Below are 21,528 nucleotides of genomic sequence, written 5' to 3'. Positions count from 1 at the left end.
TTACGCAACAATATTGTTGTGTTAGTCAAGGAGGTGGATTATGGCTGCAAACGACACGGAAGATCGCCGAACCCGGCAGAAGGTCTTCCAGTCGGTGCTCGACGAAGGTCCGATCACTGCCTCGTCTTTGGCCAAAGCCCTCGAGCTGACTCCCGCGGCGATCCGTCGTCACCTGGACGCGCTGGAGAGTGAGGGCCTTCTCGAGGTCCGTGAACTCGCCGGCAAACAGGCGGGCAGGGGCCGACCGGCCCGGCACTATGTGGTCACGACGGCCGGACACGATTCGGTCAGTCATTCCTACGACGAGTTGGCCGTGAACATCCTGCGCTTCATGGAGGACAAGCACGGCAGATCGGCAGTGGAGGGCTTCACGGAAGACCTCGTGAGCCGACTGCGGGAGCGACTCGGACCGGAACTCGAAAAGCGCGGCGGCACCACAGTGGCGTCTCGCTCACGTGCACTTGCCGCCGCACTCACAAGGGAAGGGTACGCCGCCTCGGCGACCCCGGTCGCGGCCGGAACCCCGTTGGAGGCGATGCAGCTGTGCCAGGGACACTGCCCGATCCAGGCCGTGGCGGCGGAGTACCCGGAGATCTGCGAAGCAGAGCTCGCGATGTTCTCCGACTACCTCGGTGTCGACGTGCGGCGGCTGTCGTCGCTGGCCCAGGGCGACCATGTGTGCACCACCCACATTCCGACTTCGGAACTGACCAGACCACTCATCCACAGCAATGATCGACCTCAAGGAGGTTCACGATGACTGACACAGGAAATCGGATCATCGATGCGAATCCCGAGCTCAAAGACCTCGGGCAGTACGCATACGGTTGGCACGACGAGAACGATGCCGGCGCGACCGCGACCCGCGGCCTCAGCGAGGAAGTCGTCCGCAACATCTCGAAGCTCAAGGACGAACCGGAGTGGATGCTCAAGCGTCGACTCAAGGCTCTGCGTCTGTTCGACAAGAAGCCGATGCCGAACTGGGGCGCCGACCTCACCGGAATCGACTTCGCGGACATCAAGTACTTCGTTCGCTCCACCGAGGGACAGGCGACGTCCTGGGAGGACCTGCCCGAGGACATCCGCAACACCTATGACAAGCTCGGCATCCCCGAGGCCGAGAAGCAGCGCCTCGTCGCCGGTGTCGCCGCTCAGTACGAGTCCGAGGTCGTCTACCACCAGATCAACGAGGAGCTCGAGGCTCAGGGTGTCATCTTCATGGATACCGACACCGGCCTGCGCGAGCACCCGGAGATCTTCGAAGAGTACTTCGGGTCGATCATTCCGTCCGGTGACAACAAGTTCGCCGCTCTGAACACCGCTGTCTGGTCCGGCGGCTCCTTCGTCTACGTCCCCAAGGGCGTCCACGTCGAGATCCCGCTGCAGGCCTACTTCCGCATCAACACGGAGAACATGGGCCAGTTCGAGCGCACGCTCATCATCGCCGACGAGGGTTCCTCGGTCCACTACGTCGAGGGCTGCACCGCTCCGATCTACAAGACCGACTCCCTGCACTCGGCCGTCGTCGAGATCATCGCGAAGAAGGATGCGAAGGTCCGCTACACGACGATCCAGAACTGGTCGAACAACGTGTACAACCTCGTCACCAAGCGCGCTATCGCCGAAGAGGGCGCCTCCATGGAATGGGTCGACGGCAACATCGGCTCGAAGGTGACCATGAAGTACCCGGCTATCTGGCTCACCGGTGAGCATGCCCGCGGCGAGACGCTGTCCGTGGCCTTCGCCGGCGAGGGGCAGCACCAGGACACCGGTGCGAAGATGGTCCACGCCGCACCGCACACCCATTCGTCGATCGTGTCGAAGTCCGTGGCCCGCGGCGGCGGTCGTGCCGGCTACCGCGGACTCGTCCACGTCCACCCGGGCGCCGAAGGCTCGTCGAACAACGTCCTCTGCGACGCCCTGCTCGTCGACAACGTCTCCCGTTCGGACACGTACCCCTACATCGACATCCGCGAAGACGACGTCACACTCGGCCATGAGGCCACCGTGTCGAAGGTCAGTGAGGATCAGCTCTTCTACCTCATGTCCCGCGGCATGGAGGAGACCGAGGCGATGGCGATGATCGTGCGCGGCTTCGTCGAGCCGATCGCGCGTGAGCTCCCGATGGAGTACGCCCTCGAACTCAACCGCCTCATCGAACTGCAGATGGAAGGCGCGGTCGGCTGAGACCCGACCCAGCGCCCACTGCACTCAAAGGAGTAAATCTGTGACTGATACCACCAACCCGCTTGGCCTCTCGGAGCATTCGCACGGTTCCGAGGTCCAGGTGCCCGATTCGAAGCGCGATGCGCGCACGCGCAGCTTCGATGTCGCCGACTTCCCCGTGCCCACCGGCCGGGAGGAGGAATGGCGCTTCTCTCCCGTCCGCAAGTTCAGCGAGTTCTTCGAGGACACCGCTACCGAGGCGAAGCTGAAGTTCGAGTCGGATCTGCCCGAGGGCCTGTCCGTCGAGGAGATCTCGCTCGAGTCAGCTCAGGAACTGGGCATCCTCGAGCCCGAGGACCGTGCCGCGGCCGTTGCCGCCAACCGCGCCTCTGCGGTGACGCACTACTCGGTCCCCGCGGACACCGAACTCGAGCGGGCCGCGATCATCCACGCCGACGGCACCGGTGAGGCGCTCGGCCACGGCCATGTCGTCGTCACCGTCGGCGCGAATTCGAAGGCGACCATCGTCGTCGAACACGAGGGACTGGCCCGGTACTCCGAGCTCGTCTCCCTCGTCATCGGCGATGGTGCGGACGTGACCTTCGTATCGCTGCAGCTGTGGGACGACGGTTCCCAGCACCTCGGCCAGCACGATGCGATCGTGGGCAAGGACGCGAAGTTCAAACACATCCACATCACCCTCGGCGGTGACGTCGTGCGCCTGAACACGAACGTGCGCTACTCGGCAGCCGGGGGAGAGGCCGAACTGCTCGGACTCTATTTCGCCGATGCCGGTCAGCACCTCGAGCACCGCACCTACATCGACCACAACACGCCGAAGGCCCAGTCGAACGTCCATTACAAGGGCGCTCTGCAGGGCAAGGACGCGCGCAGCGTGTGGATCGGCGATGTGCTCATCCGTCCCGAAGCCCTCGACATCGACACCTACGAGCTCAACCGGAACCTCATCCTCACCGATGGCGCCCGCGCCGACTCGGTGCCGAACCTCGAGATCGAAACCGGTGACATCGCCGGTGCCGGCCACGCCTCCTCGGTGGGTCGCTTCGATGAGGAGCACCTGTTCTACCTCATGAGCCGCGGCATCCCCGAGGATGTCGCTCGTCAGCTCGTGGTCCGCGGATTCTTCAACGAAGTGATCCAGAAGATCCAGGTGCCCGAGATCGAAGACGTGCTCAACGAACGCATCGAAGACGAATTGTCCCGGAGTGTTCTGTGACCATGATCGACGTGGCGGCCACCGACGAGGTGGCTCCCGGCGGCACCATGCGCATCGAGGTCGGCGAGTACGAGATCTGCATCGCTCGCGACTCCGACGGCACGATCCACGCCATCGACGACCTGTGCACCCATGGTGAGGTGTCGCTGGCCGAAGGAGACGTCGAGGACTGCACCATCGAATGCTGGCTGCACGGCTCGCAGTTCGACCTCACGACGGGCAAACCGGTGAACCCCCCGGCGTTCGAACCCGTCGCGGTCTATGACTGCAAAGAGATCGCCGGCCGCATCCTCGTCGACCCGAACACCACCCTGAACTGACCTCAAGACCGAAGAAGAAGGATCACTATGTCCACTCTCAAGATCGAAGACCTGCACGTCGGTGTCAACACCGATACCGGTCTCAAGCCCATCCTCAACGGCATCGACCTCGTCATCAACACGAACGAGACCCACGCCATCATGGGCCCCAACGGCTCCGGCAAGTCGACCCTGGCCTACGCCCTGGCCGGGCACCCCAAGTACGAAGTGACCTCCGGTTCGGTCACCCTCGACGGTGAGGACGTCCTCGAGATGTCCGTCGACCAGCGTGCCAAGGCCGGACTGTTCCTGGCCATGCAGTACCCCGTCGAGGTCCCCGGCGTGACCGTGACGAACTTCCTCCGTTCGGCCAAGACCGCCATCGACGGTGAAGCTCCGAAGCTGCGCAACTGGACCAAGGACCTCAAGCAGGCCATGGAGAACCTCCGTGTGGATCCCGCCTTCGCCTCGCGCAACGTCAACGAAGGCTTCTCCGGCGGCGAGAAGAAGCGTCACGAGATCCTGCAGCTCGAGATGCTCAAGCCGAAGTTCGCCGTCCTCGACGAGACCGACTCCGGCCTCGACGTCGACGCGCTGCGTATCGTGTCCGAAGGCGTCAACCGCGTCAAGGACGCCACCGACGTCGGCATCATGCTCATCACCCACTACACGCGCATCCTCAACTACATCAAGCCCGATCACGTCCACGTGATCATCAAGGGCAAGGTGGCCGAGGAAGGCGGACCGGAACTGGCCGAACGCCTCGAGAACGAAGGCTACGACCGCTTCTTCACCGCCGGCGTCTGATGTTCTCACGTCTGAGGGGCGACTTCCCGATCCTCGATGTGAGGGTCGGGGAGTCGCCGCTGTCGTATCTCGATTCGGGAGCGACATCGCAGAAGCCGCAGTGCGTCATCGACACCTTCGTCGAGTACTTCCAGCAGCGCAACGCCGCCGTCCACCGAGGCGCGCACTCCTTGGCCGTCGAGGCCACGGACGCCTTCGAGAACGGTCGGATCGCCGCTGCCGGACTCGTCGGCGGGATACCGGAACAGGTGTGCTGGACGAAGAACGCGACCGAGGCGCTCAACATCGTGGCCCTCGGCATGGATCGGGCCAGCCATGGCTTCGGGGGAGACGACGCAGAGCGTTTCGCCCTCGCCCCCGGTGACTCGATCGTCGTCACCGAGATGGAGCACCATGCGAATCTCGTGCCGTGGCAGCAGCTGGCTGCCTCCACGGGAGCACAGCTGCGCTGGCTGCCGGTCACTGACTCCGGTGAACTCGATCTGACCGATCTCGACACGATCGTCGACGAATCGACGAAGGTGCTCGCGTTCACGCACGTCTCCAACGTCCTCGGCACGATCAACCCGGTCGACCGCTTCGTGGACCGGGCCCGCGCCGTCGGAGCCTACGTCGTGCTCGACGCCTGCCAGTCCGTTCCGCATATGCCTGTGGACTTCGTCGACCTCGACGTCGACTTCGCCGCTTTCTCCGCTCATAAGGCACTCGGCCCCACCGGGCTGGGCGCGCTGTGGGGCAAGTCCGAACTGCTCGACGCTCTGCCGCCGGTGCTCACCGGCGGATCCATGATCACCACGGTGACCATGGAGGAGACCGAGTTCATGCCCGCTCCGCAGCGGTTCGAGGCCGGCACTCAGCCGGTCGCCGAGGTGGCGGCTTTCGCGACAGCGATCGGATACCTCACCGAGGTGGGGCTGGACAATGTTCTCGAGCATGAGAAGGAACTCGCCCGAGTCCTCCTCGACGGGATCGGCCAGATCCCCGGAATCCGCATCCTCGGCGAGTCCGAAGACCGGATCGGGACCGTGGCCTTCGACGTCGACGGCGTGCACGCCCACGATGTCGGACAGTATCTCGACTCGCAGGGCATCGCCGTGCGGGTGGGCCACCACTGCGCTCAGCCGCTGCACCGCCGCTTCGGGGTCACCGCCTCGACCCGGGCGAGCACGTACCTGTACAACAACGTCGAAGACTGCACCCGCTTCCTTTCTGCTCTGGCGGAAGTGCGGCCCTTCTTCGGAGTCGGCTGAGGCGGGGAGCGAACCGATGAGCACACAGATGCAGCAGCTCTACCAACAGGTGATCCTCGACCAGTCGCGGGCACGCATCGGCAACACCGAACTGCTCCGTGATGCCGCATCGTCACCGCACGGATATTCGCATCAGGTGAACCCGACGTGCGGCGATGAGATCGAGCTCGAGACCGAACTGCGTGAGGACGGCACGATCGCGGTGAGGTGGACCGGCGACGGCTGTTCGATCTCGATGGCCTCGGCCTCGGTGCTGTCGGAGCTGGCCGCCGAATCCTCCGTCGCGCAGATGCTCGAGATCGAAGGCGCGTTCCACGAACTCATGCATTCACGTGGGACAATGGAGGCGGATGAGTCGATTCTCGGGGACGCCGCGGCGTTCACCGGAGTGTCGAAATTCCCGGCCAGGATCAAATGCGCTCTCCTGGCATGGATGGCGTTCAAGGACGCACTCAACCAAGCACAAGCAGCTCGTGAGGAGAAACACAATGCCTGAAGTCATTGACGCACCGCAGAATGCCAGCGTCGACGAAGTGCGCGAGGCGATGATGGACGTCGTCGATCCCGAGCTCGGTGTCAACATCGTCGATCTCGGCCTCGTGTACGGACTCTCGGTCGAAGACGACGGCACCGCCGTGATCGAGATGACCCTGACCTCGGCGGCCTGCCCGCTGACCGACGTCATCGAGGACCAGACCGCACAGTCGCTCGAGGGAATCGTGCCGGCCTACCGGATCAACTGGGTATGGATGCCGCCGTGGGGTCCGGAGAAGATCACCGAGGACGGCCGCGAACAGATGCGCGCCCTCGGATTCAACATCTGATCCGACACCGACGACGTTCGGTTGTCCGCGTCCCTCGGGAACGCAGACGAACACCATCGCCGAGGTGGGGCGACCTGAGAAGGTCAGCCCCGCCTCGGCGATTGTCGTCCGATCCGGCACTCGTGTCCGGGCAGGGTCGCGGAGATCACCGCCCCGCGGACCGAGAACCCGAGAGCGGCGTGAAAGAATAGAATCCGACTTTCCAAGGAGAACCATTGACGATCATCGCTGCCGCCGACGGATCCGCGCTCGGCAACCCCGGACCCGCCGGGTGGGCCTGGTACATCGACGACACCTCCTGGCACGCCGGCGGGTGGAAGAACGCGACGAACAACCGCGGTGAGCTCATGGCCGTGCTCGACCTGCTCCGGTCGACCGCGGACAGCGACGACGAACTGAAGATATACTGTGATTCGCAGTACGTCATCAACGCCCTGACCAAATGGATGCCGGGGTGGAAACGCAAAGGGTGGAAGAAAGCCGATGGAAAAGAAGTCCTCAACAAGGACCTCTTAGCGTCTCTCGATGAGGCACTGAGCGGGCGGACGGTCGAGTTCGAATGGGTCAAAGGACACAACCACCACGAACTCAATGAGGCTGCCGACGTTCGCGCCCGCGCGGCAGCCACCGCCTTTCAGAAGGGCACGCCCGTGCCGGAAGGCCCAGGATACGTCCCGCGGGGACGTCGACCGCGACGGCCGACGATGATCCGGCAGACGACCCGACGGAACCTGTTGCTCAGGACGATGTTTCCGTCGAGCCCGTGACCGCAGCGGCCGGGCCGGACACCACTGTCGTGTCCTGCGTTGTGCCGTCCTCAGTCGCAGATGAACTCGTCGCCCGGGCCCAGGCCCGCGGCATCCACCCCCAAGAATTTCTGGCCGAACTCATCGGCCGCAGTTTGGAGACAGAATGATTCAGGCCTCCGGCCTCGAAGTCGCCGTCGGTGCCCGCACCCTCATGTCCGAGGTGTCCTTCCGCGTCGACAAGGGCGACCGAGTCGGTCTCGTCGGCCGCAACGGCGCCGGCAAGACGACCCTGACCAAGGTGATCATGGGCGGACACCCGGCCCAATCCGGTTCCGTGTCGATCTCCGGCACCGTCGGCTATCTGCCGCAGGATCCGCGCAGCGGTGACCTCACCGCCACCGGAATGGAACGCATCCTCTCGGTGCGCGACCTCGATGTCCTCGTCAAGCGTCTGCGCAAGGCCGAACGGCAGATGGCCTCACCGGACGAGAAGGTGGCAACGAAGGCCATCGACCGCTACCCGCGCATCGAAGCGGAGTTCATCGCCGCCGGCGGTTATGCCGCCGAATCCGAAGCCTTCGCGATCGCCGCGAACCTCGGCCTCGACGAGGCCCTGATCAGCCAGGAGATCGGGACGCTCTCCGGCGGTCAGCGTCGCCGTGTGGAACTCGCCCGGATCCTGTTCTCGGCTCCGGATACGATGATCCTCGACGAGCCGACGAACCACCTCGACGCCGAATCCGTGCTGTGGCTGCGCGACCACCTCAAGGCCTACTCCGGTGGTCTGATCATCATCAGCCACGACCTCGATCTCATCGATGAGGTGGTCAACAAGGTCTTCTTCCTCGACGCCACCCGTCAGACCATCGACATCTATTCGATGGGCTACCGGCTCTACCTCAAACAGCGTGAGGACGATGAGCGGCGTCGCCGCCGCGAACGTGCCAATGCCGAGAAGAAGGCCGCGGCGCTCAACGCTCAGGCGAACAAGATGATGGCGAAGGCGACGAAGACCGTCGCCGCCCAGCAGATGGCCAAGCGTGCCGACCGACTGCTCGCCGGGCTCGAGGACGAACGCGCCACGGAGAAGGTCGCCAATCTGCGCTTCCCGGCCCCGGCCGACTGCGGACGTGTGCCGCTGACGGCTGAAGGACTCTCTCGCAGCTTCGGGTCGACCGAGGTGTTCACCGGTGTCGATCTCGCCATCGACAAGGGCACACGAGTCGTCGTGCTCGGCTACAACGGTGCCGGCAAGACGACGCTGCTGCGTCTGCTCGCCGGACTCGACGAACCCGACTCCGGAGAAGTCGTGCCCGGACACGGCCTCAAGCTCGGTTACTATGCGCAGGAGCATGAGACTCTCGACCTCGAGCGCACAGTGCTGGAGAACATGTCGCGGAACTCCCCGCACCTCGACGACACCGCGGTGCGCAATGTGCTCGGTTCGTTCCTCTTCAGCGGTGATGATGTGCACAAACCCGCCGGGGTGCTCTCCGGTGGCGAGAAGACACGTCTGGCGCTGGCCACCCTTGTGGTCTCGAGCGCGAACGTGCTGCTGCTCGACGAGCCGACGAACAACCTCGATCCGGCGTCCCGCGAAGAGATCCTCTCGGCGATCCGCCGCTACGAAGGTGCGATCGTGCTCGTCACCCACGATGAGGGTGCGGTGTCCGCGCTCGACCCCGACCGCGTGCTGCTGCTGCCCGACGGCGACGAGGACCTGTGGAACGACACGTACCTCGATCTCGTCACGCTCGCCTGAGCGGGCACATCACACTCGGTTGAGCCGGTCGGCCTCACTCGGCTGATCGGCTCACTTTGAGCGGAAGCGCTCCTCGAACAGGGCATCCTCCTCGGCTTCGGCCTGCCCGCGCACGGTGGGCGAGGCCCAGCGGTTGCGGCCATAGCGGCTGCCGGGCTGGCTGATCTTCGCGCCCGCGTCGAGGGCGGCCTTGTCGATGACGACCATTTCGTTCTCGACAGCGCCGTGCTCGACCGCCTCGGCGGCTGCCTTGCGCTCACGTCGGGCCGAGATGACCACGGCGATGATGATCATGATTCCGAAGGCGAACCACTGGAGCATATAGGACAGGTGGTTGCCCGGATCGAGCTCGGGCATCGGCAGCGGGGTCAGCCCCTCTTCCGGGGCACCGCCTGTCTCCGCCGGTGAGGCCTCGACGTAGACATGCGCATAGGCATCGTCCATTCCCGGAATGCGCGCGGGATCGATGGCTTTGATGAGGCCCTTCGGGTTCTCATCCTCGGATCCGTCCTGAGCGGGACGCAGATGAGCGATCACGGTCTGCTCACCCCGTGGAGCGGGCGGCACAGAATCCTGTTCGGCGGTGAAGCCGCGGACGACGGCGATCGTCGAACCGCCGGTGATCTCGAACGGAGTCACCACATAGAAGCCGGGTTTGTCTTCGACCGTGCGATTGCGTGCGAGGACGGTGTCCTCGTCGGAGTACTCTCCGGTCAGCTCCACCTGGGTCCACTCATCGGTGGTCTCCAGCGTCGAATTCGGGGTCGAGAGCACCGAGGTGATGTCGACGGGGTCGGCGGAGTAGTTCGCGGTGATCGTCGCGATCTCCTGCTCCCGCTGATCGCGGCGGTCCTTCTGCCATAGGGCGAGGAACACGCAGGCGATGATGACGATGATCGCCATGGCGATGTATTTGAGCCAGCGTGCGGAGAAGAGGAAGGAATAGCGGCTCAACCTGCGTCCTCCGGAATCTCGTCGACGGAGACGTCGCTGATGAAGAAGTCGCGCAGGGTCAGGAAGTCACGCAGATAGTCGAGGTGCTCATCACAGGCCAACCATGTCTTCTTCCGTTCGGGAGTGTGGACGCGGGGATTGTTCCACAGCAGGGCGCGGGTCGCGAACGCCCGGCATTCCTTCGCGGAACACTGCAGCTGCTCGCTCAAACCTGGTCCCTCCTGTCCTCGTCATTGTGGTCGACGTCTCACCTTGGACGGTTTCGCCCGGGATGGTCGTCTCGCCCCGGATCGTTTCGTGCCGGTGATCCGCGCCTGGATCGGTCGCGTCAGAGGCGCCGCCTCGGGGATGTGCGTCGTCGACCGTCTCCCCTCCGAGGGTGTCGCCGGAGATCGTCTCACCGCGCGCCGGCGGCAGCTCTGCCAGCGGGGCCTGTTCGAGCAGGGCGGAACGATCATCTCGGGTGCGTTCGCGGCCCGCATTGGCGAAGATCACCGCAGGGTAGGGGAGGACGACCGCCCCTGCCACGCAGATCCACATGAGGATGTGCATATCTGCGACGAAAGCGAAATAGGCGGCCACGAAACAGACCGTCCTGATGCCCATGGTGATCGAATACTTGATGATCCGAGACCGCATATCGTCATCAAGGGCGGTGTCTGCCGTTGTGATCTGCTGAGCGTGCCTGACCATATCCTTCTTCGATCGATGACTGCCAAACATGATACTCGTCCTTTGTGAGAGTCGTATCCATCGGCCAAAGGACAGGATAGGTTTGTCCACGATAGATTTGAAGAACACAGTCGATCAACAGGAGACCAACGTGTCAGAACCACGCACAGTCCTCGTCACCGGCGGCAACCGCGGAATCGGTCGCACCATCGCCGAGGAATTCCTCGCCCAGGGGGACAAGGTGGCAGTCACCTCCCGCAACGGTCAGGCCCCGGAGGGAGCGCTGGCCGTGGCCGCCGATGTCACCGACAGCGAATCGATCGATCGGGCGTTCACCGAGATCGAGGAGAAGCTCGGTCCCGTCGAGGTCGTCGTGGCCAATGCCGGAATCACCGCCGACAATCTGCTCATGCGGATGAACGATGACGAATTCGAGTCCGTGATCAACACGAACCTCACCGGTGCCTTCCGCACCGTCAAGCGCGGAATCACCGGGATGATCCGCGCGAAGAAGGGCCGCATCGTCCTCATCTCCTCGGTGTCGGGTCTCTACGGCGTGCCCGGTCAGGCGAACTACTCGGCTTCGAAGGCCGGTCTCGTCGGCTTCGCCCGCTCCATCACCCGTGAGGTCGGCTCCCGCGGAATCACCGCCAATGTCGTCGCCCCGGGCTTCATCCGCACGGATATGACGGATGAGCTCAGCGAGAAGCAGCGATCAGAGTACCTCGCCACCATCCCGGCCAAGCGATTCGCCGAACCTGGTGAGGTCGCCAAGGTCGTCCGTTGGATGGCCTCCGATGATGCCGCCTACATCTCCGGTGCCGTCATCCCCGTCGACGGCGGACTGGGCATGGGCCACTGACTCAGACGGCGCTGGGCCGGTCACAACCGGATCCTCGGCCGCAGACGATGCGGCCCCGCCGGGCCGCAGCCCGTAGACTTCGATACAGAGACACCGCCCGAAGCGGCGTCATGCACACGCAACCACCTTCCTTTCGAAAGGACCACCATGGGAATTCTTGACGGAAAGCGCATTCTCGTCACCGGCGTGCTCACCGAGGCGTCGATCGCCTTCGCCGCTGCCCGCATCGCACAGGAGCAGGGAGCCGAGGTCATCCTCTCGAGCTTCGGCCGCCAAATGAAGATCACTCAGGTGATCGCCGAACGCCTGCCCGAGACCCCGCAGGTCATCGAACTCGATGCCACGAACGAAGAGGATCTCGCGGCCCTGCCCGAGCGCCTCGGCGGCAACATCGACGGAATCGTCCACGCCATCGCCTTCGCTCCGAAGGACGCCCTCGGCGGAGTCTTCCTCGACACCCCGTGGGACTCCGTGTCCGCGGCCATCCACGTCTCGGCCTACTCGCTCAAGGCCATCGCCGTGGCCGCGAAGCCCGTGCTCAACAAGGGCGCCGGAATCGTCGGACTGACCTTCGACGCGACCATCTCCTGGCCGGTCTACGACTGGATGGGTGTGGCCAAGGCCGCCTTCGAATCGACCGCCCGCTACCTCGCCAAGTACGTCGGTGAAGACGGCGTGCGCGTCAACCTCGTCTCGGCCGGACCGCTGAAGACCACCGCCGCAACCTCGATCCCCGGCTTCGGAACGCTCGAAGACATGTGGGGCGACCGCGCACCCCTGGGCTGGGACCAGAAGGACACCACTCCTGCCGGCAAGGCCATCGTCGCCCTGCTCTCCGACTGGTTCCCCGCCACTACCGGCGAGATGATCCACGTCGACGGCGGATTCCACTCCACCGGCGCCTGAGACCGCTCATGCCTGTGCTCATCCTCGCCCGCCACGCCAAGGCGGAAGCGCACGGTCCGACCGACTTCGAACGGTCCCTGGATGCGAAGGGTCTGGCTCAAGCGGTCGAGGCCGGAGCCGAGATCGCCGAGCGCTGGTCACCCGATGTGGCCATCGCCTCGGCGGCCAGGCGCACCGTGCAGACCGGACAGGCTGTCGTCGAAGCCGTCAACCGCGCTCAGGGAGGAACTCTCGACGAACCGGGCGACCTGACCCTGCGCGAGGATCCCTCGCTGTATTCCGGGTCCGTCGACGACTGGCTGGATGCGATCAACTCGATCCCCCCGGATGCGCAGTGCGCGTATATCGTGGGCCATCAGCCGACCGTCGCCGAGGTGGTCGGCCACCTCAATCCGGAAGGCGGGGTTCCCGATACCTTCCGTCCCTCGTCGATCGCGGTCTTCGACCTCGAGAGCTGGGACGTGGAGCCGGGACACTACCCGGCCCCGCAGATCCGGGTCTTCCACGGAGTCTGAACGCACCGTCTGACGACGCGATCTAAGACGCCTGTGGCGCTGACGAAACATTCGTCAGCGCCACAGGCGTCTTCGGTCAGTCAATGGCGCCGGTGCCACACCCTGGGAGGGATCGCTCACACGTCTGCACGCGCAGCGACCAGGTCGATGACGGCTCGCAGGTCGCGTGTCTCCACGGACGCGTCCGCTGCGGCGACGAGGGCCGGTTTCGCACAGAAGGCGATTCCGAGACCGGCGGCTTCGACCATGCCGATGTCATTGGCGCCGTCACCGATCGCCACCGAGGCGGCACGATCGTATCCGCCGGCAGCGAGCAGATCCTCGAAGATCTCGGCCTTGGCGCTCGGGTCGATGACACGGCCGTTCGTCCGCCCGGTCAGCAGCCCGTCATGGATGTCGAGTCCGTTGGCGAAGACGTCGGTGATGCCCAGCTGTGCGGCGACGGGAGTGATGATGGCGGTGAAGCCGCCCGACACCAGAGCCACCTGGCCGCCCGATGAGTGCACTGCCGCGACCAGGTCGGCGGCTCCTTCGGTGAGGGTGATCTGCTCTCGCACCTCATCGAGCACGGTCTCCGGCAGCCCGCTCAGCAGGGCGACCCGTTCGGCGAGGGATTGGGCGAAGTCGAGCTCACCGGCCATGGCGCGTTCGGTGATGTCGGCGACCTTGTCTCCGACCCCGGCATGGGCGGCGATGAGGTCGATTACCTCTTCGTTGATGAACGTCGAGTCGACGTCCATGACGAGCAGTTGGACGGGGATCTGGGAGGCGGTGGCCTGAGGCGTCTCATTCACCCCTTCATCGTAGCCACTGCCATGATGTAGTCCGCGGCGGCGGGGTGCAGCTGAGACAGCAGCGCACCGAATTCTGGCGGGGCGACGGTCGCAGGTGCGAGCACGGTGCGCATCCGGTGGTGGATGTCGAGGGCGGCGTAGATCGCTCGGGAATCCGCCTCAGTGGGGATGAGCCGGGAGATCGGGTGCATCGTCGACAGCTCCTCCTGCCAGTCACGCCACGGCCCCTGCCGCCAGTCCTCGGGAACGTCGATGGTCTCGACGAGGCGTAAGCCCTCCATCACCAGCAGGCGCAGACGCCGCAGCGCCTCGGGGGCGGACCCGACCGTGACGGGGCGGAAGACGGTGGGCGCACAGGCGATGATCTCGACGTTCGCCTCGGCGCCGATGAGGGCGATCGCCGCCTGCTCATCGCCGCGATGGAGGACGACGGGGGCGGTGTGGCGTCCGACCTTCGTCCGGGCGGTGCGATCGACCGGGGGAGTCGTATGCGGCAGAGACGGGTGGTGCAGCGCCAAGCGCGCATGGGTGATTCCCGAGCGGCCGCCTCAGCGATGAAGAGCAGCAGACCGGTGGGAACGACCGAGTCGAAGACCTCATCGGAAACGATGAGAGGAACATCACGATCATCGTCGAGGAACGCAGAGGTCACCTCGTCAGGGGGCAGGGTCGAGCGCAGACGGTGGTTGACGGCCAGGGTCAGCAGCAGTGAGTCGGTCGTGAGGTCCATGTCGAACCAGGATAGACGGCTCGTCTGCGATAGAGTCTGAAGATATGAGTGAAGTCCTGAATCTGGATTCTGTGTCCGTGCGCCGGGGGACGAATTTCCTCCTCGACGATTTCTCGCTGACCGTCGCCGAAGGCGAGCACTGGGCAGTGCTCGGACCCAATGGTGCGGGCAAGACGACCCTGCTCGAAATCGCGGCCGGTCGCATGCATCCGACGACGGGCACGGTCAACATCCTCGAGGAGCAGCTCGGGCGCGTCGATGTGTTCGAGCTGCGCCCGCGCATCGGGTATGCCTCGACGATTCTTGCCAACCGCATTCCGAGTTCCGAAGCGGTCCTCGATACCGTCCTCACCGCCGCCTACGGCGTCACCGGACGCTGGGTGGAGGAGTACGAACAGGACGATATCGAGCGTGCCCGCGATCTGCTGGCCGCGTTCCACATCACTCACTTGGCCGATCGCACCTTCGGCACACTGTCCGAGGGCGAGCGCAAGCGTGTGCAGATCGCTCGTGCGCTCATGACGGACCCGGAGCTGCTGCTGCTCGACGAGCCGGCGTCCGGACTCGACTTCGGCGGGCGTGAGGAGCTGCTCGGCGCACTCTCGGAGATCCTCTCGTCGAAGTGGGCGCCGGCCACGATCATGGTCACCCACCATGTCGAGGAGATCCCGGAGGGCATCACGCATGTGCTGCTGCTGTCCGAGGGCACCGATCTGGCCGCCGGTCCGATCGAGGAGACCCTGACGGCGGAGAACCTTGCGGCCACCTTCGGCATCGACGTCAAGCTCACCCGGGACGGTCAGCGCTACCACGCACGTTCCGCCCTCTGAGCATGGAGTTCCTGGCGAACCTGAGCCTCGAACCGTGGCAGATCGGCCTCGTCATCGTCGCCGGAATCGCGGCAGGAGGCATCAACGCCGTCGTCGGCTCCGGAACGCTCATCACCTTCCCGGCGCTCGTCGCCTTCGGAGTGCCGCCGGTGGTGTCGACGATGAGCAACGCGGTCGGTCTCATCCCCGGCAATATCGCCTCCTCGTTCGGATACCGCGAAGAGCTGCGAGGGCAGTGGAAACGGATTCTCGGATACGTTCCCGCCTCTCTGCTCGGGTCGCTGACCGGTGCGTATCTGCTGCTGCACCTGCCCGAGGACGCTTTCGAGACGATCGTGCCGGTCCTCCTCGTCGTGGCCTTGATCATGGTGGTCGGCCAGCCGTACCTCTCCCGCTACCTGAAGAACCGGTCCCTGCGCCGGGCCGAGGCTGCCGGCGTCGAGCATCGGGTCGCCGAGGCGGGGGATCGCCTGTCCACGGGCCGGTACATCGCCGTGCTCATCGTCGTCTTCCTCACCGCGATCTACGGCGGCTACTTCGCCGCAGCCCAGGGCATCATCCTCATCGCTCTGCTCGGTCTGCTGCTGCCAGATGATCTGCAGCGACTCAACGGGCTGAAGAACGTCCTCGTCCTCGTCGTCAATACGGTCTCGGCGAGCACGTACATCATCGTCGGTCACGACCGGATCAACTGGATCGCCGTAGTCTGCATCGCCATCGGCTCACTCATCGGCGGGTACTTCGGTGCCCGTATCGGGCGGAAGTTCTCGCCCGTGCTGCTGCGCGCCGTCATCGTGGCGCTCGGGCTCGTCGCGATCTGGAGGATCCTCACGCTGTGAACGGAATTCCGCTGTGAAGGGAAGCACGCTGTGAACACTCCGGCCAAGGCACCCCTGACCCGTCAGCAGGTCATCGATCGATCCGCTGAACTCGGGATCGCCGTCGAGCGTCTGCGCTTCTTCGACGAGGCGGACCTGACTGCTGGGAGCCAGGGCGATGATTCCAGCGATGCCCTGCACGGGCGTCTCGAGGGCATGCGCGACTACACGCAGCTGACCGATGTCGCCCTGCGCAGTGTCCGCGAACCCGCCGAGGGGCTGTTCATCGCCGAATCCTCGAAGATCATCCGCCGCGCTCATGCAGCCGGCCTCTCACCCCGATCGTTCCTCACCAGCCCGAAATGGCTGTTCGACCTGGCCGACATCATCTCCGAGAGCGATGTGCCGATATTCATCGGCACGGATGCCGCCGTGGAGTCCCTGACCGGATTCCACCTCCACCGAGGAGCTCTGGCCGCCATGGGTCGCCCCGCTCCGGCTCCGGTCGCCTCCTTGATCGCCGATGCCAGGCGACTCGTCGTCATCGAAGACATCGTCGACCACACGAACGTCGGCGCCATCTTCCGCTCTGCGGCCGCATTCGGCGCCGACGCCGTGCTCGTGACCCCACGCTGTGCCGATCCGCTCTATCGCCGGTCGATCCGCGTGTCGATGGGCACGGTCTTCCAGGTGCCCTGGACTCGCATCGAATCCTGGCCAGGCGGGGTCGCAGAGCTCCAGGAAGCCGGTTTCCATCTCGCGGCACTGGCACTCGATGATGAATCGGTGAGCCTGCGCCAGTTCGCCGCCGCCGCACCGGAACGTACTGCCGTCGTCTTCGGCACCGAAGGCGACGGTCTGAAGAGATCGACGATCGCCGCCTGTGACTCGACCGTGATGATCCCCATGAGCGGGGGAGTGGACTCCCTCAACGTCGCGGCCGCCTCGGCGGTGACCTGCTTCGCACTGCAGGAAGAGTGAGCTGTTCCAGTGCCCTTTTCCCCGCAAGATACAGAGAGGACCCCAGTGGACCGCAGCACCCTAGCCCATGCCCTTGAAGCCGGACGGATCACCGGGGAGGTCGCCACTCCAAGAGAGAACAATCTCTCTCATATCCACCGGTTCCTCGACCAGGAACGGCAGTTCGACTTCGGTGTCGAGCTCACCCGTGACTGGGACTATGACTCAGTGTTCGCGCTCATGGTTGCGCGCTGCGGCCTGCGGCCCGATCCCGACTTCGTCGAAGGCGTGGACACGATCTCCACCGAGGCCTGCATCGACGCTCTGGAGAAGCTCGCCGAGGCGGTCGGCGAGGTCGCGCGCGCCGGCGGACAGATCCTCTTCGCCACCGGCCACCCCGCAGGGCTTCTGCCTGTGCATATGGCAATTGCCGCCGCGGCGAAAGACGCCGGCGCCGTCATCGACACCCGTGATCATTTCATCCCGGTTCCGGAGATCGGCGGGGACGTGCGACAGATCAGCAACGTGTGGACCTGGCACCTGCACGGCGGCAGTCCGCACACGCACCTGGCCGAACCCATGCGTGCGCTGCTTGATGATATCGCCGCCCGCGGCGGATCTGCCCCCGACCTCGTCGTCGCCGACCACGGGTGGGCCGGTGCCGCCTCGAGCAGAGGGCTGCGAACGATCGGTTATGCCGACTGCAATGATCCGGCACTCTTCGTTGCCGAGGCGCAAGGGCAGATCGAAGCGACAATCCCGCTGGACGACGATGTCGTGCCGAACCTCTACGCCCCGCTCATCGACTTCGTCATCGACTGTTCCGGACTGAACTGACGAGCAGCGCTCGACCGGCGGGCGATGCATGCCCGAGCGCCTCGTTCAGTCGATCTCGTTCGCGAGCTCCTCGATCACTTCGGAGCCGGGCAGGGACGCGAGAGTGGATCCGGCGAGCAGCAGCTTGGAGCCGCGGATACCGGAACCGATGATGAGTTCGTCGGCCTCGGCGACGCGGGAGTCGATGAGCACCCGATAATTCTCCGGCAGGCCGATCGGTCCGATGCCGCCGTACTCCATTCCGGATTCGTTCACGGCGCGTTCGAGCGGCAGGAACGAGGCCTTGCGGACATCGAGGAGCTTCTTGACCCGCTTGTTGACATCGGCGCGGGTGTTCGCAAGCACCATGCAGGCGGCGATCCGCTCCTCACCACCCCGCGACCCGGCGACGAGAACGCAGTTCGCCGAGGTGGCCGGAGGCAGATCCGTGGCATCGAGGAGAGCAGCGGTATCGGCGATCTGCGGATCGATGTCGAAGACGTCGACATCGCCGGAGACCGTGGACAAGGCGGCGGCAGTCGATTCGGCCATGAGTTCGGGAGCGGTGGCGGCGGGTTGGAGGGTGAACTGAGTGGAGAGGCGTTCCTTCGTGGTCATGGCCACAGTTTAGGAGATCCGTGTCGAATCGCTTTGTCCGGGCCCATCAGATAGAATGGACTGTCGCTCCGGGTCCGGTTCCTACGGTTCGGAGCGTGTCCAGCAGACGAATTCGGGCACTGGCAGATGAGTTCAACTCATATCAGGCGCCTGAAAGAATTCAGCAGAGGTAAGAAAATGAAGAAGGACATCCACCCGGAATACGCGCCGATCGTGTTCAACGATCTGGCTTCCGGCACCAAGTTCCTCACCCGCTCCACCGCTAAGAGCGAGAAGACCATCGAGTGGGAAGACGGCAACACCTACCCCGTGATCGACGTCGAGATCTCGTCCGCTTCGCACCCGTTCTACACGGGCAAGCAGCGCATCCTCGACTCCGCCGGCCGCGTGGAGAAGTTCAAGGACCGCTACAAGGGCTTCGGCAAGCGCTGATCTCGGGCGTTCCCAACAGCTTCATACGAATCGCCCCGCACACCGGAAAGGTGTGCGGGGCGATTTGCCGTCTGCAAGCCGACTGACTCTGATGCGACGTCCCGACTGTGACTGGCTGCGTCCCCGCGGGGACGCAGCCGAAGCACCGATGTTCAGTCGACGGTGACTGAGACCTCGGGCGAGGGGCTCACTCGTGACGCCGGATGGTAGAGCGAGGCGACGCCGGTGGCGTTGTCGAGGCAGTTCGCGATTCCGTGAGCGACCTTCTCCTTCGCGGAGACGACGGCGTCCTTGATGTCGAGACCGGTGGCGATTCCTGCCGCGATCGAGGAGGCGAAGGAGCATCCTGCACCGTTGACGAGCTTGTTGTTGACTTTGCGCGAGCGCAGAGTCGTCACGGTCTCTCCGTCGAAGAGGATGTCGATGGCATCGTCCCCGGTCAGCCGTGCTCCGCCCTTGACGACGACGTTCTTCGCGCCCTGGCCGTGGATGATCTTCGCGGCCTCGATCATGCCCTCGACGGAGTCGATGGAATCGACCCCGGCGAGGGTCGCGGCCTCTTCGAGGTTCGGGGTGACGACGGTGGCCAGAGGCACGAGGTTCTCGACGAAGAGATCCTTGAGATCGACCATGGTGCCTGCGCCCTTGCACACGAGTACAGGATCGAAGACGTACGGCAGATCATTGGTCTTCAGCTCTTCTGCGAGGACCAGCGCCGAGTCGACGGAGCCGAGCATTCCGGACTTGATGGCGGTGAACTCGTGCACGGCCAGCGTCGATTCGAGCTGACGGGTGACGACCTCGGGCTCGATGAACTCGAGGACGTGGGCGAACCCGTCATTGGGATCGAAAGTGACGATGCAGGTGACGACGGCAGTGCCGAAGGCCCCGTATTCGTCGAACATCTTCAGATCGGCTTCGAGTCCGGCTCCTCCGGAGACATCGGATCCGGCGACAGTGAGCACCTTTGCGGTCATAGTGGTCCTTTCTGGTAAAGCGTTCGCGAAGAAGTCTACGCGGGTTCAGGCGCCCGCGTAGCCGTGCTGACGCCAGGCTTCGTAGATGGCGATGGATGCCGAATTCGCCAGGTTGAGCGAACGGCGTGCCGGCAGCATCGGGATCCGCACTGTCATATCCACATGCTCGTCGTTGACGACTTCGTCGGGCAGTCCCGTCGACTCGCGCCCGAAGAGGAGGACATCACCGTCTTGGTAGTCCACCTCGGCGAAGGAATTGTCCGTATGCGTGCTGAACGCGATCACCCGACGTTCACCGAGGCGGCCCCAGAGTTCGTCGATCGAAGGATGGACGGTGACATGGGCGAGGTCGTGATAGTCGAGACCGGCTCGGCGCAGCTTCGCGTCGGAGAGGTCGAAGCCGAGGGGCTCGACGAGATGCAGATGGGCTCCGGTGACCGCGGCGAGCCGGATGGCGTTTCCGGTGTTGCCGGGGATCTCGGGAGTGTGGAAGACGATGTCGATGTTCATATCACCCTCATCTTCTCACCTCAGAGACTGGCCTTACGAACGAGGAGGTACCCCTGCCTGGTCGCTTCCGGGAAACGACCGGTCCGGTCGGGTTCGCGTTCGATGCGGGTGGCAGGAATGAAGCCGTGCGGTTCGAGCGCGGTGAGCACGTCGTCGATCGAGCGGCGGTGGAAGTTGAGATCGACGCCGAAGCCGGCGAGATCGGAGAAATGATCGACCCGGTCCCCGAGCTGGAACGCCAGCTGGAACCAGCCGCCCGGACGAAGGACACGGGCCGCCTCGGCGAAGGCGAGGACAAGCTCATCGTCCGGGACGTGGATCGTCGAGTACCAGGCGACGAGACCGGAGAAGGACTCATCGGCATAGGGCAGGGCGGTCATCGACCCGACGTCGAACTGATGCATCGGATAGAGGCTCTGAGCGAGTTCGATCATGGCAGGGGAGAGGTCGAGTCCGCGCGGTTCGAGTCCGAGTGCGGCGAGGAACGTCGTGATGCGACCGGGCCCGCAGCCCATGTCGAGGACCTCCGCTGAGCCCGTGCCGAGGACGAGCTCGGAGAAGGCCCCGAGAACGGCGCGGTCATGCGGTTTGGCGGTGAGCTCATCGGCGACCCAGTCCGTGTAGGTCCGGGCGATCGCATCATAGGAGTCACGCGTGGCCGCTTCGCGGATGCGGGCTTCGTCAGTCATGACGTCACCCTACCCGTCGGCGCTGACACGGCAGGTAAGGGCGAGTTCGGCAATCGGCCAGACGCATATGGTTGAGTCCGGTCACCTGGAGAAACGAAACTCAATCGAATCTCGGCAATGATCGATTGCTGCAGACTGTCTTAGCTCGAATTCTCGCGTCAGTGCCGAACCCTAGAGTGGGGGGGGGCCCGGTTGGTGGTCATGGGGATCGCCGGACCGGAGGGCCGAAGCGGCCGCGGGAGGGGAGCGCCATGAGAGACGATGAGCCGAATGCGGCGGAGGCGGCCGACCCGGGAGTCGGCGGTGAGTGCTGCGGCTTTGACCTCGTTTCGCTACCGCATGAAGGCTCGA

Annotated in this window: 26 protein-coding genes; 18 read left to right on the top strand and 8 right to left on the bottom strand. The window is 64.6% G+C overall.

All coding sequences use genetic code 11. The annotated features are described in order from the left end of the window. Positions 1-40: 40 nt before the first annotated feature. The 10 genes from LJ362_RS08790 to LJ362_RS08745 all read left to right on the top strand — a co-directional run bounded on the left by LJ362_RS08790 (position 41) and on the right by LJ362_RS08745 (position 9,094). On the top strand, positions 41-760 hold the full coding sequence (locus LJ362_RS08790) for a helix-turn-helix transcriptional regulator (protein ID WP_139467280.1): 720 nt from the start codon (positions 41-43) through the stop codon (positions 758-760). Next, a complete protein-coding gene (gene sufB / locus LJ362_RS08785) occupies positions 757-2,187 on the top strand; it encodes a Fe-S cluster assembly protein SufB (RefSeq protein ID WP_039207512.1) in 1,431 nt (476 codons plus the stop codon). The genes LJ362_RS08790 and sufB overlap by 4 nt, the downstream gene beginning before the upstream one ends. 40 nt (positions 2,188-2,227) lie before the next feature. Continuing rightward, entirely contained in the window at positions 2,228-3,403 is a 1,176-nt protein-coding gene (sufD, locus tag LJ362_RS08780; RefSeq protein WP_264798683.1) for a Fe-S cluster assembly protein SufD, read from the top strand. Next, positions 3,400-3,723 carry a non-heme iron oxygenase ferredoxin subunit gene (locus LJ362_RS08775; RefSeq protein WP_101553526.1) on the top strand — a complete coding sequence of 108 codons (324 nt, stop codon included), beginning with the start codon at positions 3,400-3,402 and terminating at the stop codon, positions 3,721-3,723. Before sufD ends, LJ362_RS08775 begins: the two co-directional genes overlap by 4 nt. Before the next feature lie 27 nt (positions 3,724-3,750). Then, the gene (gene sufC, locus LJ362_RS08770) at positions 3,751-4,509 is read left to right on the top strand and encodes a Fe-S cluster assembly ATPase SufC (RefSeq protein WP_264798682.1); all 759 of its coding nucleotides are present in this window, start codon (positions 3,751-3,753) and stop codon (positions 4,507-4,509) included. Beyond that, positions 4,509-5,759, top strand: a complete 1,251-nt coding sequence (locus tag LJ362_RS08765; protein WP_264798681.1) for a SufS family cysteine desulfurase — start codon at positions 4,509-4,511, stop codon at positions 5,757-5,759. The genes sufC and LJ362_RS08765 overlap by 1 nt, the downstream gene beginning before the upstream one ends. 16 nt (positions 5,760-5,775) lie before the next feature. Continuing rightward, positions 5,776-6,255 (top strand): Fe-S cluster assembly sulfur transfer protein SufU, encoded by a 480-nt coding sequence (gene sufU / locus LJ362_RS08760; protein ID WP_264798679.1) that lies wholly within the window; start codon positions 5,776-5,778, stop codon positions 6,253-6,255. Continuing rightward, a complete protein-coding gene (locus LJ362_RS08755; RefSeq protein WP_025778421.1) occupies positions 6,248-6,583 on the top strand; it encodes a metal-sulfur cluster assembly factor in 336 nt (111 codons plus the stop codon). Before sufU ends, LJ362_RS08755 begins: the two co-directional genes overlap by 8 nt. Before the next feature lie 215 nt (positions 6,584-6,798). Continuing rightward, positions 6,799-7,350, top strand: a complete 552-nt coding sequence (locus LJ362_RS08750) for a ribonuclease H family protein (RefSeq protein ID WP_413774202.1) — start codon at positions 6,799-6,801, stop codon at positions 7,348-7,350. Between the two features lie 145 nt (positions 7,351-7,495). Beyond that, complete coding sequence (locus LJ362_RS08745; protein WP_092013696.1) at positions 7,496-9,094, top strand: ABC-F family ATP-binding cassette domain-containing protein; 1,599 nt, start codon at positions 7,496-7,498, stop codon at positions 9,092-9,094. 51 nt (positions 9,095-9,145) lie between these two features. Here the strand turns inward: LJ362_RS08745 and LJ362_RS08740 are convergent, their stop codons facing one another. Together LJ362_RS08740 and LJ362_RS08735 are read right to left on the bottom strand one after the other, a co-directional pair. Then, positions 9,146-10,048 carry an SURF1 family protein gene (locus tag LJ362_RS08740; RefSeq protein ID WP_264798678.1) on the bottom strand — a complete coding sequence of 301 codons (903 nt, stop codon included), beginning with the start codon at positions 10,046-10,048 and terminating at the stop codon, positions 9,146-9,148. A 90-nt stretch (positions 10,049-10,138) separates the two neighbouring features. Continuing rightward, positions 10,139-10,687 (bottom strand): DUF3099 domain-containing protein, encoded by a 549-nt coding sequence (locus tag LJ362_RS08735; RefSeq protein WP_264801807.1) that lies wholly within the window; start codon positions 10,685-10,687, stop codon positions 10,139-10,141. Positions 10,688-10,871: 184 nt separating this feature from the next. On the opposite strand from LJ362_RS08735, the gene LJ362_RS08730 reads away from it, so the two are divergent. The 3 genes from LJ362_RS08730 (at position 10,872) to LJ362_RS08720 (ending at position 13,003) form a co-directional block, all read left to right on the top strand. Continuing rightward, positions 10,872-11,582 carry a beta-ketoacyl-ACP reductase gene (locus tag LJ362_RS08730; RefSeq protein ID WP_264798677.1) on the top strand — a complete coding sequence of 237 codons (711 nt, stop codon included), beginning with the start codon at positions 10,872-10,874 and terminating at the stop codon, positions 11,580-11,582. A gap of 147 nt (positions 11,583-11,729) precedes the next feature. Then, entirely contained in the window at positions 11,730-12,488 is a 759-nt protein-coding gene (fabI, locus tag LJ362_RS08725; protein ID WP_101544266.1) for an enoyl-ACP reductase FabI, read from the top strand. An 8-nt stretch (positions 12,489-12,496) separates the two neighbouring features. Then, positions 12,497-13,003 (top strand): SixA phosphatase family protein, encoded by a 507-nt coding sequence (locus LJ362_RS08720; RefSeq protein WP_264798676.1) that lies wholly within the window; start codon positions 12,497-12,499, stop codon positions 13,001-13,003. Between the two features lie 116 nt (positions 13,004-13,119). On the opposite strand, the gene serB is transcribed toward LJ362_RS08720, so the two are convergent. Together serB and LJ362_RS08710 are read right to left on the bottom strand one after the other, a co-directional pair. Continuing rightward, positions 13,120-13,797, bottom strand: coding sequence for a phosphoserine phosphatase SerB (gene serB, locus LJ362_RS08715; protein ID WP_264798675.1), 678 nt, complete (start codon positions 13,795-13,797; stop codon positions 13,120-13,122). Then, on the bottom strand, positions 13,794-14,315 hold the full coding sequence (locus LJ362_RS08710; RefSeq protein ID WP_264798674.1) for a hypothetical protein: 522 nt from the start codon (positions 14,313-14,315) through the stop codon (positions 13,794-13,796). The genes serB and LJ362_RS08710 overlap by 4 nt, the downstream gene beginning before the upstream one ends. Positions 14,316-14,571: 256 nt before the next feature. Here LJ362_RS08710 and LJ362_RS08705 point away from each other — a divergent pair, with 256 nt between their 5' ends. Genes LJ362_RS08705 through LJ362_RS08690 form a run of 4 tightly spaced genes read left to right on the top strand, consistent with a single transcriptional unit; the run spans position 14,572 to position 17,972 of the window. Further along, positions 14,572-15,357 (top strand): ABC transporter ATP-binding protein, encoded by a 786-nt coding sequence (locus LJ362_RS08705; protein ID WP_139908060.1) that lies wholly within the window; start codon positions 14,572-14,574, stop codon positions 15,355-15,357. Positions 15,358-15,359: 2 nt separating this feature from the next. Beyond that, positions 15,360-16,196, top strand: coding sequence for a sulfite exporter TauE/SafE family protein (locus tag LJ362_RS08700; RefSeq protein ID WP_264798673.1), 837 nt, complete (start codon positions 15,360-15,362; stop codon positions 16,194-16,196). A gap of 30 nt (positions 16,197-16,226) precedes the next feature. Continuing rightward, on the top strand, positions 16,227-17,156 hold the full coding sequence (locus LJ362_RS08695; RefSeq protein WP_264798672.1) for a TrmH family RNA methyltransferase: 930 nt from the start codon (positions 16,227-16,229) through the stop codon (positions 17,154-17,156). Between the two features lie 45 nt (positions 17,157-17,201). Beyond that, complete coding sequence (locus tag LJ362_RS08690; RefSeq protein WP_264798671.1) at positions 17,202-17,972, top strand: phosphatase; 771 nt, start codon at positions 17,202-17,204, stop codon at positions 17,970-17,972. Positions 17,973-18,017: 45 nt separating this feature from the next. Here LJ362_RS08690 and LJ362_RS08685 read toward each other — a convergent pair whose 3' ends face one another. Then, positions 18,018-18,569: a YbaK/EbsC family protein gene (locus tag LJ362_RS08685; RefSeq protein WP_264798670.1), complete on the bottom strand. Its 552-nt coding sequence runs from the start codon at positions 18,567-18,569 to the stop codon at positions 18,018-18,020. Positions 18,570-18,746: 177 nt separating this feature from the next. On the opposite strand from LJ362_RS08685, the gene LJ362_RS08680 reads away from it, so the two are divergent. After that, positions 18,747-19,001 carry a type B 50S ribosomal protein L31 gene (locus tag LJ362_RS08680; RefSeq protein WP_101544255.1) on the top strand — a complete coding sequence of 85 codons (255 nt, stop codon included), beginning with the start codon at positions 18,747-18,749 and terminating at the stop codon, positions 18,999-19,001. 152 nt (positions 19,002-19,153) lie between these two features. Here LJ362_RS08680 and LJ362_RS08675 read toward each other — a convergent pair whose 3' ends face one another. Genes LJ362_RS08675 through LJ362_RS08665 form a run of 3 tightly spaced genes read right to left on the bottom strand, consistent with a single transcriptional unit; the run spans position 19,154 to position 21,177 of the window. Then, on the bottom strand, positions 19,154-19,978 hold the full coding sequence (locus LJ362_RS08675) for a PfkB family carbohydrate kinase (RefSeq protein WP_264798668.1): 825 nt from the start codon (positions 19,976-19,978) through the stop codon (positions 19,154-19,156). A gap of 45 nt (positions 19,979-20,023) precedes the next feature. After that, the gene (locus LJ362_RS08670; RefSeq protein ID WP_173152323.1) at positions 20,024-20,488 is read right to left on the bottom strand and encodes a tRNA (cytidine(34)-2'-O)-methyltransferase; all 465 of its coding nucleotides are present in this window, start codon (positions 20,486-20,488) and stop codon (positions 20,024-20,026) included. Between the two features lie 20 nt (positions 20,489-20,508). Further along, positions 20,509-21,177 (bottom strand): class I SAM-dependent methyltransferase, encoded by a 669-nt coding sequence (locus tag LJ362_RS08665; protein ID WP_264798666.1) that lies wholly within the window; start codon positions 21,175-21,177, stop codon positions 20,509-20,511. Positions 21,178-21,528 lie beyond the last annotated feature (351 nt).

The organism is Brevibacterium sp. JSBI002 (assembly GCF_026013965.1).
Taxonomy (GTDB): Bacteria; Actinomycetota; Actinomycetes; order Actinomycetales; family Brevibacteriaceae; genus Brevibacterium.
This window is presented reverse-complemented; position numbering and strand designations above follow the sequence as displayed.